Origin of the sequence: Gracilimonas amylolytica (assembly GCF_002911695.1) — a bacterium.
Classification (GTDB): Bacteria; Bacteroidota; Rhodothermia; order Balneolales; family Balneolaceae; genus Gracilimonas; species Gracilimonas amylolytica.
In genome coordinates this window covers 127136-151970 of sequence record NZ_PQBS01000034.1, presented here as the reverse complement: position 1 = coordinate 151970, position 24835 = coordinate 127136, and the positions used below count along the sequence as shown (strand labels likewise).

Here is a 24835-nt window from a genome sequence, read left to right as displayed (position 1 = left end):
CAGTAAGATCTTGTATAAGTTTTGATTTCGATGATTAAAGCGATATTCAGTTTCTTTTAAATACACATAAAAATGAGATTTCGATACCCCATTAAATTGAGCCAACCGGCGTTTGGCATAACTCCAAAAAGATTCAATGCCATTAATGTGACTCGAGGAATTGGCGAATTCATCCTGGCCATGTTGAACACGATAATGTTTGTCATAGCCCACATCCACTAGGCCATTATAGCCTCGCCAACCATCACTGTGAATCACACTGGCCGGGGCCACTTTTCCACGTATAATACACTGGAGTGTCTTTTTTCTTGCATCAGGGACAATTTCGGTATAGACTTTGCCCTTACGTTTGAAAATGCCAAAGACAATGGTTTTACCCGAAGCTCCTCGTCCTCGTTTACCAGGAATTCGTCGTGGACCAAAATAAGACTCGTCAACCTCAATGATGCCTTGGATCCGAGCCGATTGCTCAGACCATCGAGCGATGTGATGGCGCAGTTTGTCAAAGATCACGGTAACCGATCGCAATGAAATGCCGGTTAACTCAGCCGTTTCCGTTGCGGTTAAATCTAACGAAAAACACTTGATCAGATGCCGAAATTTAGCTTCTGAAATATGTGACCGTTTATAATACTTGTTATTCATTGTATAGCAATATGTTACAAGATTTTATAACATGCTATACTTCATAAGACCCTTTCATAATAACATAGGTGATCTAAAATGGAAGATCATCATCCATGTTATCGAAGTTACTATCCAACTCAACGTTACTGTTCATGGGCTTACCACCACCCTGACTTTGGTTTTGTGGTTTATTGCCACCCTGAGGGGCTCCACCGCCTTCGCCTCTGCTATCCAACATCACCATGCGCAGAGCCTTGATCTCGGTTGTATAACGCTTTTGTCCATCTTTGTCTTCCCACTGTCGGGTTTGGATTGGACCTTCAATATATACCTTTGAACCTTTGGTCAGGTACTGCTGGCAGATCTCAGCGGTTCTGCCCCAGGCAACCACGCGGTGCCATTCTGTATTTTCCTGATATTCCCCATTACTGTCTTTATATCTCTCACTCGTGGCAATATTGAGTGTAGCCACGGCTGTGTTCGATTGTGTGTAACGTACTTCCGGGTCCTGACCCAGATTCCCTATTATCATTGCTTTGTTAAGTGAACTCATGTCGTATCCTGTTTTTTTGTTATTTGTTTGCAATGTAAGAGTTAGTTCAGAGGAATTCCTTACAAAAAAATTTTAAAATTCCTGAAATCATTAAGTCATACTTAATGATTAAAATGTTGATTTAGCATTCAGATCATTGCACTTCTGCCGGTCTTTACTCTCAAATTTGTAACATTCATTCTGTTTGTGGCTCTTGTATTAAAATCACTAAACCGATTGCTATGATAAGTGAACAGATTATGGAAGAATATCTCGAACAAGAGCATGAGAATCATGAGATCAAACAAAAAGTAAAAGTCTCTTTACTACTGATCTCAGTGATATTTTTGTTACTGCTTTCTTACTAAATATGTACCTTACTGTATTCATTCATTTTATTACGGATCATCATGAATACAGATCGCTTACCTTATTGGCTTAAGATCCTAATTGCCATTGTCATTTGTAACCTAGTTGGACTGGCCGCCAGTACTGTTACTCTGGATGCCATTCCCGGTTGGTATGCTTCTCTGAATAAACCTTCATTTAACCCTCCCAATTGGTTATTCGGTCCCGTATGGACCACTCTCTACATTCTGATGGGAATTTCAGCCGCTATGATCTGGCAAAAAGGCATGAACCGAACGGATGTCAAACATGCCCTATCTGTATTTGGGATACAACTCATGCTCAATGGGATCTGGTCTTATTTGTTTTTTGGTTTCCAGAGTCCACTTTTAGCTTTTATAGAGATACTTTTTCTATTGGGAATGATCATTTTGACCATGCTTCGTTTCAGAGAACTTAAGCCATTGGCAGCTTGGCTGTTAGTCCCTTACCTGCTATGGGTCAGCTTTGCCTCGATCCTGAATTTCTCCATTTACCTGCTCAATTAGTTCAGTGTTTTCTGGTTTTTGAGACGTAAAGAAAATTTACAATAGAGTAATATTTTTATTGTAACATTACGGTAAGATTAGTTATGGGTATTAAATGAACACTAAATCTACTTTGGGTAAATGAAGACGAAGAAGAATGGGGCTGAGAAATCACTGACCGGGTGGAAGTATTACGGCCAAAAGCGACCTGATTTTGCATTGGAACCAAAAGACGGACAGGAATCAGTTTGGGATTACCCGAGACCTCCTGCCATTGAACCTGAAAGCCGTGAAGTTCTGGTGATATTTGAAAACAAGATCATTGCCCGAAGTACCAATGCTCTAAAAGTGAAAGAAACCGGTAACCCACCGGCCATCTATATTCCAAAAGCAGACATCAACAGTACTTACTTAAAAAAATCACAGGGTGTAACCCGTTGTGAGTGGAAGGGCGAGGCTATTTTCTGGAATGTTGTGGTAGATGAGAAGATAATTGAAAGAGCAGGTTGGTGTTACCCTCAGCCAAATAAAGAATACACGAAGATCAAAAGCCATCTTGCCTTTTTCCCTTCCAAATTATACTGTTACCTGAACGGGGAACACGTTAAACCCCAACCCGGGAATTTTTATGGCGGATGGGTTACAAAAGAGATCGTTGGCCCCATAAAAGGTGAGTCTGACGAGACCTACCTGTAAACTTCCTGCACGACTTTTCACATCATTTAAAATAAAGTCCTTTCTCATAGCTTTCAGAACTGAGGAATTGGAGTTATCATACCGTAAATCTAATTAAATGAGCTCTTCATGAAAAAAATACGACCTCTTTTACTTACTCTTTCAGTGATCCTGATCACAGGTTTTAGTTACCTGCAGGCTCAGGTTCCGGACTCTCACTTCGACTACATGGATATCTTCGACCTGCAAATGGTCGCTAATCCTGAGATCTCTCCGGACGGAAATACTATCATCTATCAGAGGCATCAGTTTGATGTCATGACCGACCGCAGAATGGTCAATCTCTGGACGATCGGGTTCAACGGAGAAGATCACAGACCACTTACCTCCGGTAAATCAGGATATGGTAATGTCACATGGTCACCAAGCGGCGACCGAATCGCATATACTTCCAGTGAAGAAGGGTCGAATCAGATCTTTGTACGATGGATGGATACGGGCGTTTCGGCTTCCCTAACCAACCTGACCGAAAGTCCCGGTAATCTGAGGTGGTCACCCGATGGCAGTCAGATCCTGTTCTCAAAATTTGTACCGGCATCTTCTTCACAGCGTATTGCAGATCTGCCTTCACCCCCCGATGGAGCCCAGTGGGAAAAATCAGCACAGGTGATCGATGACGTTGTTTACCGAAGAGATGGTGGCGGATATGTTGAAAAAGGCCACAATCATATTTTTGTGATCTCTGCAAATGGCGGTTCACCCCGGCAACTTACTCAGGGTGATTACGACCATGGTTCTGCCTCATGGGCCCCCGATGGTAAGCATATCATCTTTACCTCAGACCGATCCGGGAATGCAGACCTTGATCCAAACAATGAACAGATCTATGAGATGAATATCGAAACCGGTGCAATGACACAGATCACCGATAAAAGAGGACCACACAGAAGCCCAAAGATCTCTCCCGATGGTAAATTGATCGCCTATACCGGCTACAAGGATGAGTTTGTAGGATACCAGCTGACGGATCTTTATATCATGAACCGTGATGGATCTGATATCCGTAAGATCTCGGATGATGTTGAACAGGATATTTCATCGATCAACTGGGCGGCAGACAGTAAGTCTATCTTTTTTGGTTACACTAAAGAAGGCGACAGTAAGGTCGGGAATATCAAACTGAACGGTGATCACACTACTGTAGTAGAGAGCCTGAGTGGCGCAACCATTGGACGACCTTACAGTGGAGGCTCCTATTCAGTGGCTAACAATGGCCGAATAGCTTATTCTGTAGGTTCTCCAACGAAACCCGCCGAACTTGGAGTTGCACATTTTCCTACCCGAATGGCACCGCAAGTTCTCACCAATTTGAATGAGCAGTTCCTGAAGTCTAACAAACTCGGTAAGGTTGAAGAATTCTGGGTAAACAGCTCTGTAGATGATTTCAAGGTTCAGGGCTGGATCATCACTCCTCCTGATTTTGACCCAAATAAGAAATACCCCATGATCCTTGAGATCCATGGAGGTCCTTACTCCAGTTATGGACCTCAATTTACCCCTGAGTTACAACTTATGGCAAGCCGTGGTTATGTTGTGGTGTACACAAATCCCCGGGGAAGTACGAGCTATGGACCTGAGTTTGCATCCTATATCAATCTCAACTACCCGAGTGAGGATTATAACGACTTAATGGACGCAACGGATCATGTGATCGATCAGGGTTATATTGACGAAGATAATTTATTTATCACCGGGGGTAGCGGTGGTGGTGTACTTACCGCATGGTCGATCGGTATGACCGATCGGTTTGCAGCTGCCGTTGTAGCCAAACCGGTCATAAACTGGTACAGTTTTGCCCTAACAGCTGATGGAGCTGCGTTTTACAGTAAGTATTGGTTCTCTAAGCGACCATGGGAAGATCCCGAACAATACCTCGAACGCTCCCCTATTTCGCTGGTGGGCAACGTCACCACTCCAACTATGCTGCTAACCGGTGAACAGGATTACCGGACTCCCATGAGTGAAACCGAGCAGTATTATGCCGCACTCAAAATTCAGGACATTGATGCCGTCATGGTTAGAATTCAGGGATCCGGTCATGGTATTGCCGGTAAACCAAGTAACCTGATCCGCAAGGTTGGTTACATTGTTGGATGGTTCGACAGGTACAAAAATTAGATCTGTTGCAATGACCTTCCCGTAAGGCTTAATATGACCTAACATTTTTAAGGTTGATGAGAGTCAGTTCAGGCTACCAAATGAACTGACTCTTTTATTTTTAGGGGTAGAATAGTTTTCTCTTAAAAATTTCTTCTTAAAACAGTTCCTAATCGATATCTTTTCGAAAATGAAAATCCATCCAAAAACTAACTGAATGCTCTTTGCGGTAAGCCTTCCATTTCTGAATGAAATTGTAGCTCTGTTTCTGGTCAGCGTTGTCATTGCATACATTTGCTATAAGATCAAACTGGTTCCCATTGCCGGATTTCTTATTGCCGGGGTGATCATCGGTCCCAATGCGCTGGCCCTTGTTCAGGATATAGAACTGGTGGATATGCTGGCTGAGATCGGTATCATCTTACTCCTTTTCACCATTGGTATAGAATTCAGTCTTGAGAAGCTTGCTCGTATCAGAAATGCCATCCTGGTTGGGGGTGGATTTCAGGTCATCTTTACCATTGCGACGGTCGTTGGCATTTTACTTTTATTTCAGGTGGATTATAAGATCGCTATTTACACAGGGTGTTTGGTAGCACTGAGTTCAACGGCTATCATTTTGGGCCTGTTAAGTGAACAAGGAAAAACGGATACACCGGTTGGCCGACTTTCACTGGCCGTTCTGATCTTTCAGGATCTGGCCATTATTGCCATGGTGTTATTGGTTCCTATACTTTCAGGTCAGAGTGATTCCATTTCAGATGTCTTCTGGGTATTAGGCAAAGCCATCGCATTGATCGCACTGGTCGTATTCTCTGCCCGAAAAATAGTACCCTGGATCCTCGAAAAGGTTGCTCAAACCCGGCGGCAGGAACTGTTTCTTTTGACTGTCATGGCCATCTGTTTTGGTACTGCTGCCCTTACAAATCTGGCCGAAGTAAGCCTGGCACTTGGGGCTTTTCTTGCCGGATTGGTTGTAAGTGAAAGTCATTACAGTGATCACGCTCTGAGTGAGATCCTTCCATTGAAAACCATTTTCAACGCGGTGTTCTTTGTTTCAGTCGGTATGCTTCTTGACCTTCAGTTTGTACTCGATAACCCTCTGCTTCTGCTCGGAGTTGCTTTCGGTATTTTACTTCTTAAATTCATAATCAGTTCAGCTAGTATTTTAGTTTTGGGATACCCGGTCAGGGTTGCCGCAGCTACCGGTCTCGTACTTGCACAGATCGGTGAATTCTCTTTTGTACTGGAAAGGGCAGGTCGGGCTGCCGGATTAACTCCCGGGGGTTTTGGCGAAGTTGGCTCCCAAACCTTTATAGCAGTATCTGTTCTACTCATGCTACTTACTCCTCTTATGTTAAAAGTGAGCCCAAATGTAGGTGAACTCCTATCAAAAACGCCCCTCAGAAAACTGGGATCAAACCGGGAAGATTCAACGGATGAAGTTCAATCCACTGATCTTGAAGACCATGTAATTCTTGTTGGTTACGGTCCGGCCGGAAGAAACCTTGCAAAAGTTTTCAGTGAAACCGGCATTCCATTTGTTGTCATTGAAATGAATCCACAATCCGTTAATGAAATGCGGAAAAATGGCATAAAAGCTATTTACGGTGATGCGTCAAGAACTCATATTCTTGAGCATGCCGGAGTATATAAAGCCAAACTTTGTGTAGTGGTCATAAATGAGCCAAGAGTTACCCCAAGGATCATCAAGCTGGCAAATTATTTAAATCCCACCATACAGGTTATTGCCAGAACCCGATATATGTCTGAAGCTGAACAGCTGAAACAGGCCGGAGCCCATCAGGTAGTACCGGCCGAAATGGAGACCACGGTTCGGTTATTTTCCAACGTTTTGAAATCCTATATGATCTCTGAAGAAGAGATCGAGCAGCACATCCGTGACCTGCGTAAAGAAGATTATCAGATCATCCGTGGCAGCATACAGGAAGCTCACCTTATGGTGCTTCAGGGCCTGGATGAAGAAGGCCTTCATACCCGGGCTGTTGTAGTAAGGGAAGGTTCTTTTGCAGCCGGTAAATCCTTAAGTGAACTGATGCTCAGAAATCGTTATCAGATCACCGTATTGACCGTTCATCGCGGGGAAAATAACTTTGGTAATCCTGCCGGAGAATTTACCCTTAAACCCGGTGACAGGCTTATTATGGTAGGACTTGCTGATCGCTTTGCCGAAGCCGCTGAGATCTTCCGTGAACAAGATATGCCTGAAGAGCTCAGGGAGAGCTGAGTCACCTTGATCCTTTACTTTTCTTTAGAAACTCAATAAATCTTCAGTAAAGATTACCTTCTAAATTCCATCTATTTTGACAGGTGTCATAACTTTTAACATTTCATTTTGGAACAAAACACGTGGTGATAACTCTTAATACTATGTAATGGAAGTAAATGAAGTAGCTCAACTAATATTAATTTTTTTTAATATTAGAGTTTGTTAACTTTATGTAGTGTTTAACCAATGCACCTGTTATGAAAACTTTACTCACCACGATCTCTCAAAAACTCAGTGCGGCGATAAAAGCTCATTTTGATAAGAACCCAAATGATGTCGTAGCTCTATCTTTCGGTGCTTTAGTTTTGGCTTTTATCCTTCTTATTACTCCTCACATCCCACAGAATACCTCTTCTGATTTAGCTAAGAATCCGCCAACAGTAACGGAAGTTAACTCACAGTTTAGCGGCAAAAATATTAAAGTGGATGATCATTCAGTCCAAAAAGCTACTTTAAAGTAAGTCTATAGTATAATTTTAAACGAGACATTAGCTTTTTGTTGGTACATACTCTCCTTTAATAATTTGACGTATGTAATGCATTTTTTCTTTTTTGGCTAAGATAAGTAGCTTGTCACCAACCTGTATTTGAGTAACCCCTCTGGGTACCAAAAATTTTCCTTTCCTATTTATGATCACAATCAAGGAATTATCCGGAAATTCAAGATCGATCACATATTTTCCAACTATCGGATCACCTTCAGCAACTTCCACTTCTTTCATAGCACTTTTTACATCCACGGAAGGCTCAAATTCGACTGGAAATTTTGTTTTTGGGATTACAGGAGTATCAACATGTAATTTTCGGGCTACCCAGGGAATGGTTGGGCCCTGAATAATTACAGATGTGACTACTACAAAGAAAACCACACTGAAGATAAGTTCCGCATTGGGAATTCCGGCAACTAAAGGAAATGTAGCCATGATGATCGGAACTGCCCCTCTCAATCCGGCCCATGATACCATCAATTTACCACGGGACTTTTGGGAAGAAAACATCAATGAAATAAATACACTTACCGGGCGAGCAAAAACGATCAAAACACCGGCAATAATTAATCCCTCTACCCAGATATCCATGATTTGATTCGGAAATACCAGTAAACCTAAAGTCAAAAACATTGTGATCTGCATCAACCACCCCATTCCGTCAAAGAAATTCATCAAGCTACGTTGGTGAATGAAATTTGAATTACCTAAAACTAAACCGGCAAGATATACGGCCAAAAATCCGCTACCTCCAAGTAGATCGGTAATAGAATATATTAAAGGTACCAGTGCGAGTGTCAGTACCGGATAAAGGCCTTCATACTCTAAGTGAATGTTATTGATGAGCCACGTAATAGCTTTTCCAAACAGATAACCGACAACCAGCCCTATGGCAACTTGGAGAACAAAAAGAATGAGAAGATCAGGTATTCCAAAATCAGGTAAAACCATCCATTGAATAACACCAAGTGCAAGAAAAATCGCCATAGGATCGTTTGTTCCGGATTCAAATTCCATCAGTTCTTTAAGACGATACTTGAACCCTATAGCTTTCCCTCTCAACACCGAAAAAACAGCTGCAGCATCCGTAGATGAAACAATAGCACCTAGTAAAATACCTTCAAGAATTGAAAAATCGAGTATCCAAATTGCAGCCCCACCTACAATAAGCGCACTAACCAATACTCCCAAAGTTGACAGTGAAATACCGGGGACAATTACCGGCCGAATTTTTTTCCAGCGAGTATCTAAACCACCTGAAAATAAAATATAGATCAATGCTATTATGCCTAATGACTGTGCGATCTCATAATCATCAAAATAAACCAGATTGAGACCGTCTGAACCGGTTAACATTCCAACTCCCAAAAAGATAAGAAGAGCGGGTATTCCCCACCTGTTTCCGAGCTTACTCGAAATGATACTGATTAGTAGTAATGAAGCTCCGGTAAGCAAGTAAAGAGAAATCGTCATTCAATGGCTTTAATATTATTGAGATATAAAGAAATAAAATATAAAAGCCCGTACTAACAACAAATAGTACGGGCTTTACCAATTATGGTACACAAGAAGTTATTTCCAGGCTCCCAGGATCAATCCCATCAAGGTATAGACGACCACCCAGAATCCTCCGTTTATAAAAATATATTTCCAGGATCTCCTCTCATAAAGTGCATTAACTCCAATGGCTGTTGCCACCCATCCAAATCCTGCCAGAAATCCATAAAAGGCTCCTTCTTCTAACCCCACCTCATTACCAAAGAACATGGCGAGGCAGTAGGCCATTACAAATTGAAAAAGAAAGGTAAATCCAAAGACCTTACCCATACCGCCATTATTAAGATCACTTTCTGTAAGACCGGTAGATTCCATCCATTTCTTACCAAAGAGTGGCCCATACCAAATAAAGCCTATGGCAAATCCAACCAAAGAAGCCGCTATAACGGCTAACCAGTTTATTGTTACACCTTCCATGTATGTCCTCCGTTAATTATTGTGGAATAAGTGGCTGCCCAACCCTTCCTGTGTTTTTGCACCCACTCTTTACGAATTAACAAAAAAACTTGGGTTCCTACAATAGTTGCTATTAAATACATAATTACAAGAGTTAATAGCTCTGCTTTTGTCTTAATTTTCTTACCTTTAGTGCTGAATTAACGCTGAAACAAGAATTCACTATGACATATCCTGATTTCAATCAGACGATACCAATTGACGAGATCGGTGTAAACGAGCGGGTGGCCCGCCTAAACTCCCGTAGTATCAAAAAGGGCTCAAAAGTTCAGGCTCTTAAACTTGCCTTGAGTATGATCGACCATACCACCCTTGAAGGGAGTGATTCTCCGGGTAAGGTTCGCCAGTTGTGCAAAAAAGCTAAACAGCCCTACCCTGCCATGCCTGATCTTCCTACGGTTGCAGCTGTATGCGTTTATCCCCGATTGGTTGGAATAGCCAAGCAAGAACTGAAAGGAACCGATATCAATGTAGCGAGTGTGGCCACCTCTTTTCCAAGCGGACAGGTTCCACTATCTAATCGGTTGGATGATACACGCTTTGCTGTGGAAGAAGGAGCCGATGAGATCGATATGGTCATCAGTCGTGGGGCTTTTTTAAACGGAGAATTCAGCCTGGTCTTTGATGAGATCGCCGCTGTAAAAGAAGCCTGTGGAGAGGCTCACCTCAAAGTGATATTAGAAACCGGTGAACTTCAAACCCTTGAGAATGTTCGAAAGGCAAGCGATATCGCTATGCATGCCGGGGCTGATTTTATTAAAACTTCAACCGGAAAAGTGAGTCCTGCTGCCACACAACCGGTTACTCTGGTCATGCTTGAGGCCATAAGGGATTATTACTATAAAACGGATAAGATGATCGGCATGAAACCTGCCGGTGGCATCCGAACTGCGAAACAAGCCATACAATATTTGGTATTAGTTAAAGAAACCCTTGGCGCAGCCTGGCTGAATAAACACTATTTCCGATTTGGAGCCAGCTCCCTTACAAATGATATTCTGATGCAGATCGTAAAACAGGAAACCGGTCAGTACCAATCACTGAATTACTTTAGTAACGATTAAATTTTTCAACGTTTTCAATTTTAGAATCCACTGTCATGTCCAATACTGAAACCAAAGACGTTCCTTACAAACCAACCTCTCCCAATTCTAAGCTGGATTTTGCCTCTGTATGGGAATATGCCCCTGCTCCACAGGATTCTGATTTTGCTGAGGTAAAGGAAAAGTATGACCTATTCATTGATGGAAAATTCGTGAAACCTTCTAAGGGGCGATATTTTAAAAGTACCAATCCTGCCAATGAAGAGGTTATCACTGAGTTTGCTGAAGCCACTCAAAAAGATGTGGATAAAGCGGTTAAGGCGGCCAGAAAAGCGTTTGAGGGTGAATGGTCTCGTATTTCTGCCAAAGAACGTGGAAAATACATCTATCGGATCGCACGTATGATCCAGGAAAGAGCCCGGGAATTTGCAATTCTTGAAAGTATGGACGGCGGCAAGCCGATCCGTGAATCCCGCGATGTGGATATTCCTTTGGTTGCGGCCTATTTCTTCTACTATGCCGGATGGGCAGACAAACTGGAATATGCCTTTCCCGGTAAACAACCTGAACCTCTTGGTGTATGCGGGCAGATCATTCCGTGGAATTTCCCTTTGCTGATGCTTGCCTGGAAGATCGCTCCTGCCCTTGCCACAGGTAACACCGTGGTTCTGAAACCTGCTGAAACCACCTCACTCACCGCGCTTAAATTTGCCGAGTTAGTGAAAGATTGTGGGTTGCCCGATGGCGTGGTGAATATTGTTACAGGAGCCGGACAAACCGGAGCCGAGATCGTTAATCACAAGGATGTTGATAAGATCGCCTTTACCGGTTCAACCAAAGTGGGTAAACTCATTCAAAGTTCGCTGGCCGGTACTGATAAAAAATACACCCTGGAATTAGGCGGTAAAGGCGCTATGCTGATCTTTGAAGATGCCCCGATCGATCAGGCAGTGGAAGGCATCATCAATGCTATTTATTTCAATCAGGGACACGTTTGCTGTGCCGGTTCTCGCCTGTTGGTTCAGGAAGGTATCGCTGATAAGGTAATTCAAAAACTTAAGGACCGACTGGCAACCCTTATTGTTGGTGATCCTTTGGATAAAAATACGGATGTCGGAGCGATCAACTCTAAGGAACAATTTGAAACAGTAAACAAGTATCTGGAACTGGGTGTTGAGGAGGGCGCCGACATCTATCAATGTGATTGCAAGGTTCCTGATAATGGATACTTCATTCGCCCTACTCTTTTTACCAACGTTTCCCAATCCAATCGAATCGTTCAGGAAGAGATCTTTGGCCCGGTTCTAACGGTTCAAACCTTTAGAACAGCGGAAGAAGGCATTGAAAAGACAAATAACACCCCTTATGGCCTCGCTAACGGCGTCTGGACAGATAAGGGCTCCAAGATATTCAAAGTAGGAAGCAAGATGCGTTCAGGTGTGATCTGGGCGAATACCTACAACAAGTTCGATCCAACCTCACCGTTCGGAGGTTACAAGGAAAGTGGTGTTGGTCGTGAGGGTGGAATGCACGGACTTGCAGCATACATCAAAAATTAAACTAACAGACTAGTTAAAGGTTCAAAGTTATTGGTGACGTTCCCTTATTAGATATTACCAATAACCGATTTACCATTACACTATTAACAAATATTGATCATGGCTGAAGAAAGAATAGATGTAAAGAAAACCTACAAAATGTACATAGGCGGGAATTTTCCCCGCAGTGAATCGGGCAGAACCTACAAAGCCCTTGACTCAGATGGAAATTTGTTGGCAAATGCCTGTCAGGGTTCCCGTAAGGATTTTCGGGATGCAGTTAAGATCGCCCGTGGTGCTTTTAATGGGTGGAGCAGCCGTAGTGCGTACAACCGAGGGCAAATTCTGTACCGTATTGCCGAAATGCTGGAAGACAGACGTGATCAATTTATGCGGGAATTAGGTCCTATTGGTTTTAAAACGGCTGAAGCTGAAGCCGATATCAATGCCTCCATCGACCGTCTTATTTATTACGCCGGCTGGACTGATAAATACCAACAGGTTTTTGGATCGGTCAACCCGGTAGCCAGTTCACATTTTAACTTCAGTATGCTTGAACCGACAGGCGTGGTTGCTGCCTTCGCACCGGAAAAAAGTCCGCTTTTGGGCCTTGTCTCAATTATTTCTCCTATTATTGCCGGGGGTAATACATGCGTGGTGCTGGCTTCGGAGGAATTCCCGTTACCGGCTATTAGCTTTGCTGAAGTTTTGAATGCATCAGACGTACCTGGTGGTGTTGTAAATATCCTCACAGGTTCTCGTGAAGAATTATCGGAACATTTTAGCTCTCATATGGATGTAAATGCCATGTGTTACACGGATGAATTACCATCCGACATGAAAAAACTAATAGATGAAAACGCCTCTTTGAACGTTAAGAGAGTCGTCAAACGAATGATAAAAGATTGGTATCACGAGGATTCACAATCCCCATATTTCGTAACTGATTTTCAGGAAGTTAAAACGACCTGGCACCCTGTAGGATTTTAAATAACTATGAAAAAACTTCTGTTAATATTCCCTGTTCTTCTTTTGATCACTTATGGCTGTTCAACTACCGAGCAAAGCCTATCTGATGATACTGATGGGAAAGAAACCCGGTTCACTGATGAAGATTCATCAAATGATGAGATGCTCGCTTCTTTGCGGACTACCTTAGCTGATGCTTATGCCAACAAACAGAATAAGATACCTGAGGGTTTTAACCGCATTAAGGTTAAGCAGGAAGTTCAAAAAAATATCTACGAAGGATATCGGATACAGATCTTTTCAGGCGAAGACGTCACAGGTGCCGATACTACAGCCGGTAACTTCAGAGCCTGGGCAGATACCACCCTTTCCGGTTACCAACCCGATACCTATGTGTTTTTCAAAACTCCTTATTTCAGGGTGCATGTTGGTGATTTTCATAACCGAGACAAAGCTATTCAGGTTTCTAACCTCGTGAAGCGATATTTCAAGGATGCCTGGGTGGTTTATGATAATGTGAATCCCGAAAAAGTCCCTGCCGATACCACTACCATCGAACTGATCAGAAAGGAAGATCAGTAATTCAGACTACTCCCAAAAAATCAGCCCTGAACTCTGCCTGTTAAATCCTTGTGATTAATACTCAACTTTTTGTGTATTATTACGAAGAAGAAAACAAAATTAAGTAAACATCAGGTACCATTGGGTTTAAAGAACGAAGCACAGTCCGGTTACGGAACCAGAAAATTCTACAAGGAATATGTATCCGGTATGAGCCGGGAAAGGTTCTCAAAAGAGTTAACGGCAGACACCGAGCGCCTCAAGCTGGTCTATAAAGAAGCCGTTGAAGATATAGAACGACAACAGGGGCAGCAGCTACCCGGGCATGTCAAGTTCCTTCGCCTGTTCTCAGATCTAACCCAGCGCCTCAACCCAACAAGGCGACTGATCTTTGGATTGGGATCTGTCAGCTTTGTCGCTCATTACCTTTTGAGTTTCTTTGGTTTACTGCCTTATTTCTTTATTGGAGATCTGCTTCTTCCCTTTGGGTTTCTTTCTATGTTTATGCTGCTACTGATCGAACTGCTGGAAAAATCTGATGTCCAAAAAGAGATCGATCTTGCCCGTGAGATCCAGCTAAGCCTGCTTCCGGGAACATCCTTAAATAAGAAAAACTTAGAAGTCTATTCCTTTGCACATACCGCTCAGGAAGTGGGTGGAGATTACCTTGATGTCATAGAAACAGAAGGTGGCACCTATGTTGTTATTGCAGATGTTTCAGGTAAGGGATTGAGTGCCGCTCTATACATGGTCCGGCTTCAGGCATTGGTGAGTATGATCATTGAAAAAGAAAAACCGTCACCAAAAGAATTATTTCTTCAGTTAAATAACTACATAAAAAGTAATAGCCGGGATAAAACTTTCGTGACCGGGTGTGTGGCCTACTTCCCTAATGATGAGGAATATTTTGAATACGTCCGTGCCGGGCATAACATACCGGTGTATTATAACAAAGAGCGAGATGTCACTTATAAGCTCAAATCAAACGGCTTCGCACTTGGTATGACTTCCACCAAACTTCTGGATCAGAATATGGAGGTCAAGAAGTTTCACTTTAAACCCGGAGACTCCGTTTTCTTTTACACAGATGGCCTGAACGAAGCGAGAAATAATCATGGTGAGGAATACGGGGAGGAAAGAATTGAATCTCTTCTCGAGATCTATGGTTCACTCCATGCAAAAACGATCATAGGTAAGGTTCAGTCCTCTTTGGAAGCCTTTATAGGAAACGAAAATCCATTGGACGATATCACATTTACCTGTGTACATCGCCCAATGAGATCTTCCTGAATTCAGATCATCTTCGGTTGTTAGCCAACACTGCTTCTACAACAGCATCCGTTGTGATTCCAAAATGCTTGTATAGTTCTTCATAAGGGGCAGATTCTCCGAACGAATTAATCCCCACGGATGTACCTTTTTCACCAACATAACGCTGCCATCCAAAGGTGGAACCGGCTTCTATAGACACCCTGTTGATTACCATTGCAGGAAGTACCTTCTCTTTGTAGGTGGCATCTTGTTTTTCAAATAACTCCCAGCTTGGCATACTTACTACACGGGCATCTACTCCCTCTTCCTTCAGTAAACTTTTTGCTTCAATAGCATACTGAAGCTCAGAACCGGTTCCGATCAAAATAGTATCCGGAGTATCCCCTTCCGATTCTGAATAGATGTAAGCGCCTTTTTGTACCAATTCTGCCTTATTAGATTCGTTACGAGACAAGGTTGGAAGGTTTTGACGCGTTAATACCAACAAGGTTGGTCCGGTTTGGTTTTCAAGTGCAGCCTTCCATGCATGGGACGTTTCATTGGCATCTGCAGGCCTGAGTATGGTAACATTTGGCATAGCTCTCAAACTTGCTAAATGCTCAACCGGTTGGTGAGTTGGACCATCTTCCCCTAACCCGATGCTATCATGCGTCAAGACAAAGATTGAGGGTACTTTCATTAATGCCGCCAACCTGATAGCCGGCCTCATATAATCGGTAAATACGAAGAAAGTGGCACCGTAAGGGACCATTCCTCCATGCAGAGCCATGCCGTTAACAGCCGCCCCCATACCGTGTTCTCTCACGCCAAAATGTACCGTTCGACCTGTTGGAGAGTCCTCTATGTAAGAGCCATAACCCTCTATATCGGTTTTGGTACTACCCCCAAGATCTGCAGAACCGCCAAACAGATTCGGAACCACATCCTTGATTGCATTGATCACCTTTCCTGACGCAGCGCGACTCGCCATGCCTTTTTCATCTTCCTCAAATACCGGAAGTTTATTCTTAAGCTCATCGGAGAGCTTTCGGCTCATCCATTTCTTGAATTGTCCGGCTTCTTTTGCAAAAGAACCCTCATAAACTTTCATAGCTGAATTCCACCGTTCTTCAGCCTCTTTTCCTTTTTCTACAGCCTCCCGAAATTTGGTTAAGGCTTCAGTCGGAATATGAAAAGCTTCCTCATTTTCCCATCCGTAAGCTTCCTTGGTTAATTTAATTTCTTCCTCTCCCAAGGGTGAACCGTGAGAAGATGCTTTGTCCTGTTTGTTTGGGCTGCCAAAACCAATGTGGGTTTTGCATACAACCAGTGAGGGTTTATCTTGAACGGACCGAGCCTCTTCAATAGCTGAAGTGATCTGATCATGATCATGACCGTCAATTTCGATCACATGCCAGTTATAAGCTTCAAATCGCTTAGTCACATCTTCAGTAAAAGTGATATCAGTGGAGCCTTCAATAGATATCCTGTTTGAATCATACAGATAAATAAGTTTACCTAACCCCATATGCCCCGCCATGGAAGCCGACTCGTGTGATATCCCCTCCATCAGGTCCCCATCACTGACAATTGCATAGGTATAGTGGTCCACGATCTTGTGGTCCTCTTTATTGAATTTAGCTCCCAGAAAATGTTCCGCTATAGCCATTCCTACACCGGTTCCAAAACCTTGACCCAGCGGACCTGTGGTGGTCTCAACTCCCGGTGTCATGCCATATTCAGGGTGCCCCGGAGTTTTACTTCCCATTTGCCTGAAATTTTTGATCTCCTCAAGACTGAGATCATACCCTGTTAAATGCAGTAAACTGTAAATGAGCATAGAACCGTGACCCGCTGACAAAATAAAACGGTCTCTGTCGTACCAGTCAGGATTTTTGGGATTATGCTTCAGAAATTTGGTCCACAAAACATACGCTACATCTGCCATACCCATTGGCATGCCCGGATGTCCTGAATTGGCTTTTTCCACTCCGTCTATAGACAGAGTTCGGATTGTATTAACACAAAGTTGATCAAGTTTTGAAGCGGGCATAAACAGCTGTAGTTATTTTTAGGAGTTCGATTTAGAATGGCATCCAAGATACCAATTAAGGGTTTTGGAAGAAAAGGATTTATAAATTTATTGCATAAAAAAAGCCGCGTTTAATAAAACGCGGCTTTTAAAATAATTCATTCTGCTAATTTACTTAGCTGTTGAATCACACTTCAGCTCAAATTCCATTTTATGCTCGGCAGGAGCTCTGAAAGAACCATAAAGGGCATTTGAAAATGCATCACAGGCATTGGCTTTGTTTCCAAGTGTCTGATAAGCAAATCCTAACTCAAAGTAGATCTTGGCTTTGTCAGTTCTACCACCATTCTCAAGCTCAAGAGCCTGATTGGCATGTTCGATCGCTTGTTGGGCATTACTGTTTTTATTGTTTGCTTCAGCTAAACGGTAGTGCACATCAGCAGAGCTGTTGTCATAATCCAGAGCTTTGGTCAAGGTCTCAATTGCAGTACTTATTTCACCATTTGTAATAGCTCTTGAACCAACAGCTAATAACTCATCATGAGCAGCTTCTCTGGCTCTATTAGAGATGTTCATTTTATCTGTTGCATCACCAACCTGAATGGCTCTGTCATACCATTCTAACATATCATCAATTCCCTGATCAATAATTCCGTCACCATTGGTGTCATTTAATTTCTTAAAGATCTTGGCTTTTTGATAGTAAGCAGCTGCATAATTTGAATTCAGATTCAATGCTTGATCAACCGCTTCCTCAGATCCGGCTACGTCGTCCTGACTGTAAAGTAATACAGATTTACTGTAGTATAACTGGGGAATCGCTCCCTTTGCACTTGGCGCATATCGGGTATCACCATATTCTTCACTAACAGCGATCACTTCCCTGAAATCATTAATTGCCGTCTCCAGGTCTGCAAGATCCTTGCTTTGCTGAAAGGCCTGATATGAACCACGGGCTTTTGCAAAATACATTTTTGGGATCTGACCTTCAGCATTCTGCTTGAGGTCTTCACCTTCAGGGCCTAACTGATTAGCCATAGTTATAACCTGTTCAAAAGAAGAGATAGCAGCATCGTAATTATTGGATTGCGCTTCTTCAAGTCCTGCATTGTAAAGCTGAACTGCCTGCGTCCTGTCTTGAGCTTGAATAGAGGTTGCTGTTAGCCCTAAGACCAAAGCAAGTAAACTTATTTTAAAAACCTTCATATCTATATTGAGTTTTATCGTTAGTTGCAGCGCCGAATTTAATAAAAAATGACACTGATGTTAAATTAATAACTGCTTTTTTTACGTTTTAGTATTTTTTATCAAAAATGAGAACCATTTGTTCCATTATTAAAAATAAAAGTTTGGCATTGGTTCCTTCTTACTGTAGAAGTCACAGATGATATCGACGACTTCATCGGTTGAATCGGTTACATGGAACAGATCCGTATCCTTATCAGAAATGGTCCCCCACTCTTTCATCGTTTTTTCCATCCATCCGACCAATCCTTCCCAATATGAACTTCCAAACAGTATGATCGGAATTTGGTCGATCTTTCTTGTTTGAATGAGCGTCAAACTTTCAAAAAGTTCATCAAGGGTACCGAAACCACCTGGAAATACCACAAATCCCTGTGCATACTTCACGAACATTACTTTTCGAACAAAGAAATAATTGAAATTGATCATGAAATCAGGGTCCACATGCTGGTTTATTCCCTGTTCGAATGGCAAACTGATACCCAGTCCAACCGATTTACCGTCCGCGAGCTCAGCCCCTTTATTAGCGGCCTCCATGATACCCGGCCCCCCACCTGTGATCACTCCAAATCCTTTCTTGGTTATCTTATCGGCAGTTTCAACAGCCAGTTGATAATACTCGTTCTCAGGGGTTGTTCTCGCTGAACCGAAAATGGATATACACGGCCCGATCTGAAAAAGTTTATCATATCCTTCCACAAACTCCCCCATGATCTTGAATACGCTCCAAATATCACGGTCAAAGCCTTTGGACTGATGTTGATTCTGAAATTCTCGTTCTTCTTTTGTCATATTCTCTTTAAAAATTGATAGTTAGTGAAACTGTTGGAACCGATCGGTATGCGTTGTAAGCAATTGGAATCGTTTCGAAATCTGATTTAAACGACAGGTCATCACTGACATCGAACGACCGTAAATGAGCAAACACATAGGCATCTATTGCATTTAACGCATAAGAGAGTCCAACAAATACAAAAACAAGATCTCTTCGATTCCTGTAAAAATTTCGGTTTTGTCTCAACGCTTCAAGGCTTGAGGATTCCGGTATATAATCAGGAGTGGGACCAAATTTGAAATCATCCGGTGTATTAGGATTTAAATTGTAATAAGCCGCCCTGTAATCCTGATAATTGCTATGAAGCTGAATGCTGTAATAAGTTAGTCCTCCTATTAAACCATAAACAATGGGTACTTTCCAAATTTGTTTGTTGGTTACCTGTCCCCAGCCCGGGATCATCAGTGACCGTTTCAGTACCTTTTTTGGATCAGGGAATTCCTCAACTGAGGCTTCAACAGCAATGTTATCTGGAAGGAATGAAGTTGTTGATCGATCATAATTCTGGAACGTGACCGGCTGGGCAATACCTTCAAAAGGTATCATAACCAACACAAGAAAAATGATACTATTCAACCGTATCAAGGATTGCCAATATGCGTTCAAGGTCGTCATCCGAATAGTATTCGATCCTGATCTCACCACCTTCTTTTTTAGGTTTCACATTCACTTTGGTACTGAATGTGCGTCTTAGTCGGGCAGAAATATCTTTGTAAAAGGGATCATTTGAAGGATCTTTTTCTGTCTTCTTTTTACTTCCTGTACTCTTTGAAGGGGCACTGATCTTGCGGACTTCCTCTTCGATCTGTCTCACCGAAATACCATCCTCAACCACTTTATCAAGGATCTTTTTCTGAACCTCTTCATCCTCAATGGTGATCAATGAACGGGCATGCCCCATGGAGATCTTATTTGATTTTAGGGCTGATTGAATAAAATCAGGCAGATTTAACAGCCGAAGCATATTCGTGACAGTCGTCCGGTTCTTACCCACTCTTTCAGCTACCTGAGCTTGTGTGTAATCAAATTCTTCCAGAAGCCGCTTATATCCCAAAGCGACTTCAAGTGGATTCAACTCTTCGCGCTGAATATTTTCGATAAGGGCAAAGGCCATGCTTTGCTCATCATCCGCTTCACGGATAAACGCCGGTATCTCCTTTAATCCACCCAGTTTGGCAGCTCTCAAGCGACGTTCACCGCTTATGAGCTCAAACCTTTTCTCACCGATATATCGAACAGTGATCGGCTGAATGAGGCCATGCTCACTTATAGAATCGGCCAGTTCCTCAAGTCTTTCCTCATCAAATTCCTTACGCGGTTGATGGGGATTTTTCCGGATATGATCAACCGGAACAAAAAGAACTATATTTACCCTGTCTTCCGGTTTGACAAAACTTTTCTCTACCCCTTCTTCTTTTGATGCAGATTCTCCCGCCCCTGCATTATCCTCGTCACGATACTCAGGGAAAAAAGCACCTAATCCACGCCCTAAAACTTTCTTAGTCGCCATAATTATATAATCTTAATCTGTGAGAACCGGGCTGTTCTTGAATAGCTTTTTATTATTCTTGATGATCTCTCTGGCCAGTGCAAGATAGTTTTTAGCACCGACACTTGTAGAATCGTAAAGCAGTGCAGGCTTTCCGAAACTTGGAGCCTCAGCCAGCCTCACATTTCGTGCTATAACTGATTTAAACACCCGGTCGTCAAAATATCGCTTTACCTCATCAGCCACCTGATTCGAGAGTCGTGTACGCGTGTCATACATAGTCAAAAGAACGCCTTCAATATCCAGTTCCGGATTCAGGTGTTGCCGAACGATCTTGATCGTGTTCAGAAGTTGCCCCAAACCTTCCAGGGCAAAATATTCACACTGCACCGGAATCACGATGGAATCAGATGCCGTTAATGCATTAATCGTAAGAAGCCCTAATGAAGGCGGACAATCAATGATCACAAAATCGTACTTCTCTCGAGCTTCTTCGATCGCACGCTTTAGAATGTTTTCTCGCTGATCCCTGTCTATCATCTCGATCTCAGCCCCAACAAGGTTGATGTGTGATGGCACCAGATCCAGAAAATCCAATTCAGTCTGACGAATGGTCTCATCGATCTCAGAACTTCCGATCATGACCTCGTAAACTGAGTTCGTCACCGTTTTGGTATCAATTCCTAAACCGCTCGTTGTGTTACTTTGGGGATCAATGTCTATAACAAGCGTTGGATGTTCCACAGCCGCCAGACTGGCAGCCAGGTTAATTGCCGTAGTTGTCTTTCCTACTCCACCTTTTTGATTGGCAATTGAAATTACTTTTCCCATTAAATCCTGCTTTATGCTTGTAATAGTTTTATGATAATTTCTAATATAAAGCGAGGTCTACTGCCATACAAAAATACTTATTCACATTTAAAGGCGAAGTTTTCCACATTATTTGACTAAAGCAATGTGTAACAATCGTTTAATTAGAAGAGCCGGTAAGTAATATCCTGTTAGATGGACTGGTATTCCCCATGGGTTCACTGACAAGTTGAAGTCTATCGTAGCTTTTCAGTAAATCCGGATGAAAGGTTGTTTCTGAGTTTTGAGGAGCCTCACCTGCGTATCTCAATATATCATTTCGGTCGACCCATGGCTCGACAGTTTGGCTACTCGACGCGTTTGTTACCGGACTTTCAGTTGGCATTGAGCTATAATACATGAACCCACCGGTTAACGAAGCTAATAGTATTGCTGCGGCTGCAGCTTTTATAAATATACTATTGAAGCTGTACCCGGCGTTATTTTGGGCTGCTTTGGTAGCTTTATCAGAAAGGTTATCAATAAGATGTTTGGGAGGATTGAGGTCAGGAAGTGCTGAGAGCCTTCTGTTTGTAGCTCTCAGACTTTCAACTTCGATCAAAAGATCTTCGTCTTCCCGCATTTGTTTTTCGAATTCCAGTTCTTCTGAAGGATCCATTTCCTTCATCAGATACCGAATAGCTTTATGATCATCCGTGTTGTGCATGTTTTTCTTTTTCTCTTTCTTCCTCGAAATATTTTCTCAGATTAATGAGTGCGTATCTCATGCGTCCCAGAGCTGTGTTAATGGATACACCGGTTAACTCAGCGATCTCTTTAAAAGGCATTTCATAGTAATGTCTTAAGAGTACCACAGAACGCTGCTCCTCGGGAAGCTTCGCGATATGCTTCATGAGACTTGAACGGGTTTCGTCTTCAACCAGCTGTTCGTCTGCATCCACAATACTTTCATCTTCCATCCGATCAAAATAATCGGTTGAGGAGTCTTCATCACTCCATCCACTAACGTCGATATATCGTTTTTGTTTTCTTAAATAATCGATTGTTGCATTATGGGCTATTCTCATTACCCACGCGATCCATTTCCCCTGTTCATTGTAGGTATCATCCATTTTAGTGATGACCTTAGTAAAAGTGGTCTGAAACAGATCGTTAGCGATCTCAGGGTTCATCACCATACTGTAAATGTATGAATAGATCTTTTGCTGGTGACGGTTCATGAGCTCGTTGAATGCAGATTCATCTCCATTCTTTCTAAAATACTTTACAAGCTCACGGTCTTTAAGACCCTTGTAATCCGGTTTGTCTACGTGTCTTTTAATTAATTTCATAATAGTCACCCTTAATTTGGGATTTTGCTCTTAACATGTCAAACAATATTGATGTTTAAATGTTTCAATATGTTTTGTCAGAACGTAATGAGCGTTAAAGCTGAATGAACAACCTCATCGGCTACGTCCATTTTAACACACACAACGCCTTTTACAAATAACATGTTAATGTGAGCCTTTTCCCAACAGAGCATCTACGTTTGATCCTGAAAATAATTGTACACTTTTTCACCTAATTTTTCCCCAACCACCATCTGTATTTCGGGAAGACTCTTTTCCTTGATCTTTTTTACTGATCCCAATTCGGTCAATAGTTTTTGAGCCGTTTTCTCACCGACACCGTTGATATCCAATAACTCGGTTTTTACAGTGCGTTTAGCCCTTTTTTGACGATGAAATGTGATCGCAAACCTGTGAGCCTCATCTCTGGCATGCTGCAATAGTTTCAAGGCCGTTGATTTTTTAGGGATCATGATAGGATCCTTCATCCCGGGGAGAAACACTTCCTCCAACCGCTTAGCCAATCCTATGATCTCGCATTCCCCGTAAAAACCTATTTCCTTCAGGGCATCCACAGCTGAACTCAATTGCCCCTTTCCGCCATCCACTATGATAAGGTCGGGGATCTGTAATCCATCTTTCTTAACCCGTGAGTAACGGCGGGTAAGGATCTCTTTCATGGATGCGAAGTCGTCAGGGCCTTCCACCGTTTTTATGTTGAACCGTTTGTACTCACTTTTTCTGGGTTTGGCATCCACAAAACAGACCATGGATGCTACCGGGTCGGTTCCCTGCAGGTTGGAGTTATCAAAGCACTCGATCCTTCGGGGAAGGCGATCCAACTTCAGGTGTTCTTTTAATTCTTTGACCGCATGCGGTATTCTATTCCGTTCTGCCTTGGCTTTTTCAAGAACCCGTTCATTCAGGTGCAGTTTCGCATTGGACTGAGCCATTTTTATGAGCTGCTTCTTTTCACCGATCTGTGGCACATGAACCGGAACGATCTTCCCCCTTTCTTGCTGAAGATATTGCTCCAGAGGCTCCGTTTCAGGTAGTTCGTGGCTTAGATACACCTCATCAGGAATAGCGGCCATATACTGCCCTGTATAATAATCCTCAACAAATGATTGCAGCATCTCTCCCATTTCCAACCCATCAATATTTTTCAGGAACCGGTGGAATTTACCGATCATCTTTCCTTCCCGAACTTTGAATAACACTCCACAAGCCTCTCCGATCTCCTCATCTTTTCGGATAGCAAATACATCGCGGTCCACTTTCTTAGAGACCACCATCTTCATCTTTTGACTGTAGTGCTGTACGGCCTCAAGGCTGTCTCTGAGTTGGGCTGCCTCCTCAAACGCCAGGGCATCTGATGCGATCTGCATCTCTTCTTTTAGCTCACGGATCAGTTGATCGGTCTGCCCATTCAACATTCTTTCCACTTTTTTTATAGTGGTCTGATAGACTTCATCGTCCCAATCTCCGGAACAGTTTTCCAGGTAATCATCAAAACAGGAGTGCCAGTTAGGTACACTTTTGGTCTTATCTATATTCTTTTGGGAAACAGCACAGGTACACAGTCCAAATGCTTTTCTAATGGTTTCAAGCATGCGCTTCATGGCTCCTACATTATCGTAAGGGCCAAAATATTTGCTACCATCCTTCACTACCGTTCGGGTTGGGTAAACGCGTGGTTTGGTTTCGTCGGTGATGCAGATGTATGGATAGGACTTATCATCCCGATACATAATATTGTATCGGGGCTGAAACTGTTTGATAAGGTTATTTTCAAGTATGAGCGCTTCAGCCTCTGAGTCAGTCACAAATATTTCAAGGTCATCAATTTTGGAGACCATGGTTTTTATGCGTCCATCCTGAGGGCGTGAATCCTGAAAATATGAACGTACCCGATTTCTCAGACGCTTTGCCTTACCTACATACAACACCGAATCGTTGGCATCTTTGTAGATATATACCCCCGGTGAGGTAGGTAAATTGGCGACTTTTTCGGAGAGTTTGACTTGTCCTTCGTTACTCATGGGGTGAAGATAAAAGATTTTTGGTCAGGGAT

Annotated in this window: 24 protein-coding genes; 11 read left to right on the top strand and 13 right to left on the bottom strand. The window is 42.6% G+C overall.

Going from position 1 to position 24835, the window contains the following annotated elements; genetic code table 11:
• Positions 1-645 (bottom strand): IS1595 family transposase (locus C3B73_RS08040; RefSeq protein WP_103664703.1); only part of this gene is annotated, 645 nt, incomplete at its 3' end.
• Positions 646-718: 73 nt separating this feature from the next.
• Positions 719-1180, bottom strand: a complete 462-nt coding sequence (locus C3B73_RS08035) for a single-stranded DNA-binding protein (protein WP_103665084.1) — start codon at positions 1178-1180, stop codon at positions 719-721.
• 221 nt (positions 1181-1401) lie between these two features.
• Between C3B73_RS08035 and C3B73_RS14150 the strand changes: the two genes are divergently transcribed.
• The 6 genes from C3B73_RS14150 to C3B73_RS08010 all read left to right on the top strand — a co-directional run bounded on the left by C3B73_RS14150 (position 1402) and on the right by C3B73_RS08010 (position 7617).
• Complete coding sequence (locus C3B73_RS14150; RefSeq protein ID WP_269801002.1) at positions 1402-1527, top strand: hypothetical protein; 126 nt, start codon at positions 1402-1404, stop codon at positions 1525-1527.
• A gap of 42 nt (positions 1528-1569) precedes the next feature.
• Positions 1570-2055 (top strand): TspO/MBR family protein, encoded by a 486-nt coding sequence (locus C3B73_RS08030; protein ID WP_103665083.1) that lies wholly within the window; start codon positions 1570-1572, stop codon positions 2053-2055.
• Positions 2056-2175: 120 nt separating this feature from the next.
• Positions 2176-2730 carry a DUF427 domain-containing protein gene (locus tag C3B73_RS08025; protein ID WP_103665082.1) on the top strand — a complete coding sequence of 185 codons (555 nt, stop codon included), beginning with the start codon at positions 2176-2178 and terminating at the stop codon, positions 2728-2730.
• A gap of 108 nt (positions 2731-2838) precedes the next feature.
• A complete protein-coding gene (locus tag C3B73_RS08020) occupies positions 2839-4887 on the top strand; it encodes a S9 family peptidase (RefSeq protein WP_103665081.1) in 2049 nt (682 codons plus the stop codon).
• 196 nt (positions 4888-5083) lie between these two features.
• Positions 5084-7114 carry a cation:proton antiporter domain-containing protein gene (locus C3B73_RS08015; protein WP_103665080.1) on the top strand — a complete coding sequence of 677 codons (2031 nt, stop codon included), beginning with the start codon at positions 5084-5086 and terminating at the stop codon, positions 7112-7114.
• Between the two features lie 239 nt (positions 7115-7353).
• Positions 7354-7617, top strand: a complete 264-nt coding sequence (locus C3B73_RS08010) for a hypothetical protein (protein ID WP_103665079.1) — start codon at positions 7354-7356, stop codon at positions 7615-7617.
• A 27-nt stretch (positions 7618-7644) separates the two neighbouring features.
• Here the strand turns inward: C3B73_RS08010 and C3B73_RS08005 are convergent, their stop codons facing one another.
• Positions 7645-9117, bottom strand: coding sequence for a potassium/proton antiporter (locus C3B73_RS08005; RefSeq protein ID WP_103665078.1), 1473 nt, complete (start codon positions 9115-9117; stop codon positions 7645-7647).
• A 99-nt stretch (positions 9118-9216) separates the two neighbouring features.
• Positions 9217-9618, bottom strand: a complete 402-nt coding sequence (locus C3B73_RS08000; protein ID WP_103665077.1) for a DUF1761 domain-containing protein — start codon at positions 9616-9618, stop codon at positions 9217-9219.
• Between the two features lie 203 nt (positions 9619-9821).
• On the opposite strand from C3B73_RS08000, the gene deoC reads away from it, so the two are divergent.
• The 5 genes from deoC to C3B73_RS07975 all read left to right on the top strand — a co-directional run bounded on the left by deoC (position 9822) and on the right by C3B73_RS07975 (position 15058).
• On the top strand, positions 9822-10721 hold the full coding sequence (deoC, locus tag C3B73_RS07995) for a deoxyribose-phosphate aldolase (RefSeq protein WP_103665076.1): 900 nt from the start codon (positions 9822-9824) through the stop codon (positions 10719-10721).
• A 35-nt stretch (positions 10722-10756) separates the two neighbouring features.
• Positions 10757-12259: an aldehyde dehydrogenase family protein gene (locus tag C3B73_RS07990; RefSeq protein ID WP_103665075.1), complete on the top strand. Its 1503-nt coding sequence runs from the start codon at positions 10757-10759 to the stop codon at positions 12257-12259.
• 99 nt (positions 12260-12358) lie between these two features.
• Complete coding sequence (locus C3B73_RS07985) at positions 12359-13228, top strand: aldehyde dehydrogenase family protein (RefSeq protein ID WP_103665074.1); 870 nt, start codon at positions 12359-12361, stop codon at positions 13226-13228.
• 6 nt (positions 13229-13234) lie between these two features.
• On the top strand, positions 13235-13789 hold the full coding sequence (locus C3B73_RS07980; protein ID WP_103665073.1) for an SPOR domain-containing protein: 555 nt from the start codon (positions 13235-13237) through the stop codon (positions 13787-13789).
• Between the two features lie 120 nt (positions 13790-13909).
• Entirely contained in the window at positions 13910-15058 is a 1149-nt protein-coding gene (locus tag C3B73_RS07975) for a PP2C family protein-serine/threonine phosphatase (RefSeq protein WP_103665072.1), read from the top strand.
• A gap of 7 nt (positions 15059-15065) precedes the next feature.
• Here the strand turns inward: C3B73_RS07975 and tkt are convergent, their stop codons facing one another.
• The 9 genes from tkt to uvrC form a co-directional block, all read right to left on the bottom strand.
• A complete protein-coding gene (gene tkt, locus C3B73_RS07970; RefSeq protein ID WP_103665071.1) occupies positions 15066-17072 on the bottom strand; it encodes a transketolase in 2007 nt (668 codons plus the stop codon).
• A 150-nt stretch (positions 17073-17222) separates the two neighbouring features.
• On the bottom strand, positions 17223-18257 hold the full coding sequence (locus C3B73_RS07965; RefSeq protein ID WP_103665070.1) for a tetratricopeptide repeat protein: 1035 nt from the start codon (positions 18255-18257) through the stop codon (positions 17223-17225).
• 129 nt (positions 18258-18386) lie between these two features.
• Entirely contained in the window at positions 18387-19088 is a 702-nt protein-coding gene (locus C3B73_RS07960) for an LOG family protein (protein ID WP_103665069.1), read from the bottom strand.
• 7 nt (positions 19089-19095) lie between these two features.
• A complete protein-coding gene (locus tag C3B73_RS07955; RefSeq protein WP_198597308.1) occupies positions 19096-19677 on the bottom strand; it encodes a DUF5683 domain-containing protein in 582 nt (193 codons plus the stop codon).
• A gap of 22 nt (positions 19678-19699) precedes the next feature.
• The gene (locus tag C3B73_RS07950) at positions 19700-20641 is read right to left on the bottom strand and encodes a ParB/RepB/Spo0J family partition protein (RefSeq protein ID WP_103665068.1); all 942 of its coding nucleotides are present in this window, start codon (positions 20639-20641) and stop codon (positions 19700-19702) included.
• Positions 20642-20653: 12 nt separating this feature from the next.
• Positions 20654-21451 carry a ParA family protein gene (locus tag C3B73_RS07945; RefSeq protein ID WP_103665067.1) on the bottom strand — a complete coding sequence of 266 codons (798 nt, stop codon included), beginning with the start codon at positions 21449-21451 and terminating at the stop codon, positions 20654-20656.
• 139 nt (positions 21452-21590) lie between these two features.
• Positions 21591-22136, bottom strand: a complete 546-nt coding sequence (locus C3B73_RS07940) for an anti-sigma factor (protein WP_103665066.1) — start codon at positions 22134-22136, stop codon at positions 21591-21593.
• Positions 22120-22761 (bottom strand): RNA polymerase sigma factor, encoded by a 642-nt coding sequence (locus C3B73_RS07935; protein WP_103665065.1) that lies wholly within the window; start codon positions 22759-22761, stop codon positions 22120-22122. The genes C3B73_RS07940 and C3B73_RS07935 overlap by 17 nt, the downstream gene beginning before the upstream one ends.
• A 194-nt stretch (positions 22762-22955) precedes the next feature.
• Positions 22956-24803: an excinuclease ABC subunit UvrC gene (uvrC, locus tag C3B73_RS07930; RefSeq protein ID WP_103665064.1), complete on the bottom strand. Its 1848-nt coding sequence runs from the start codon at positions 24801-24803 to the stop codon at positions 22956-22958.
• Between the last annotated feature and the right edge of the window lie 32 nt (positions 24804-24835).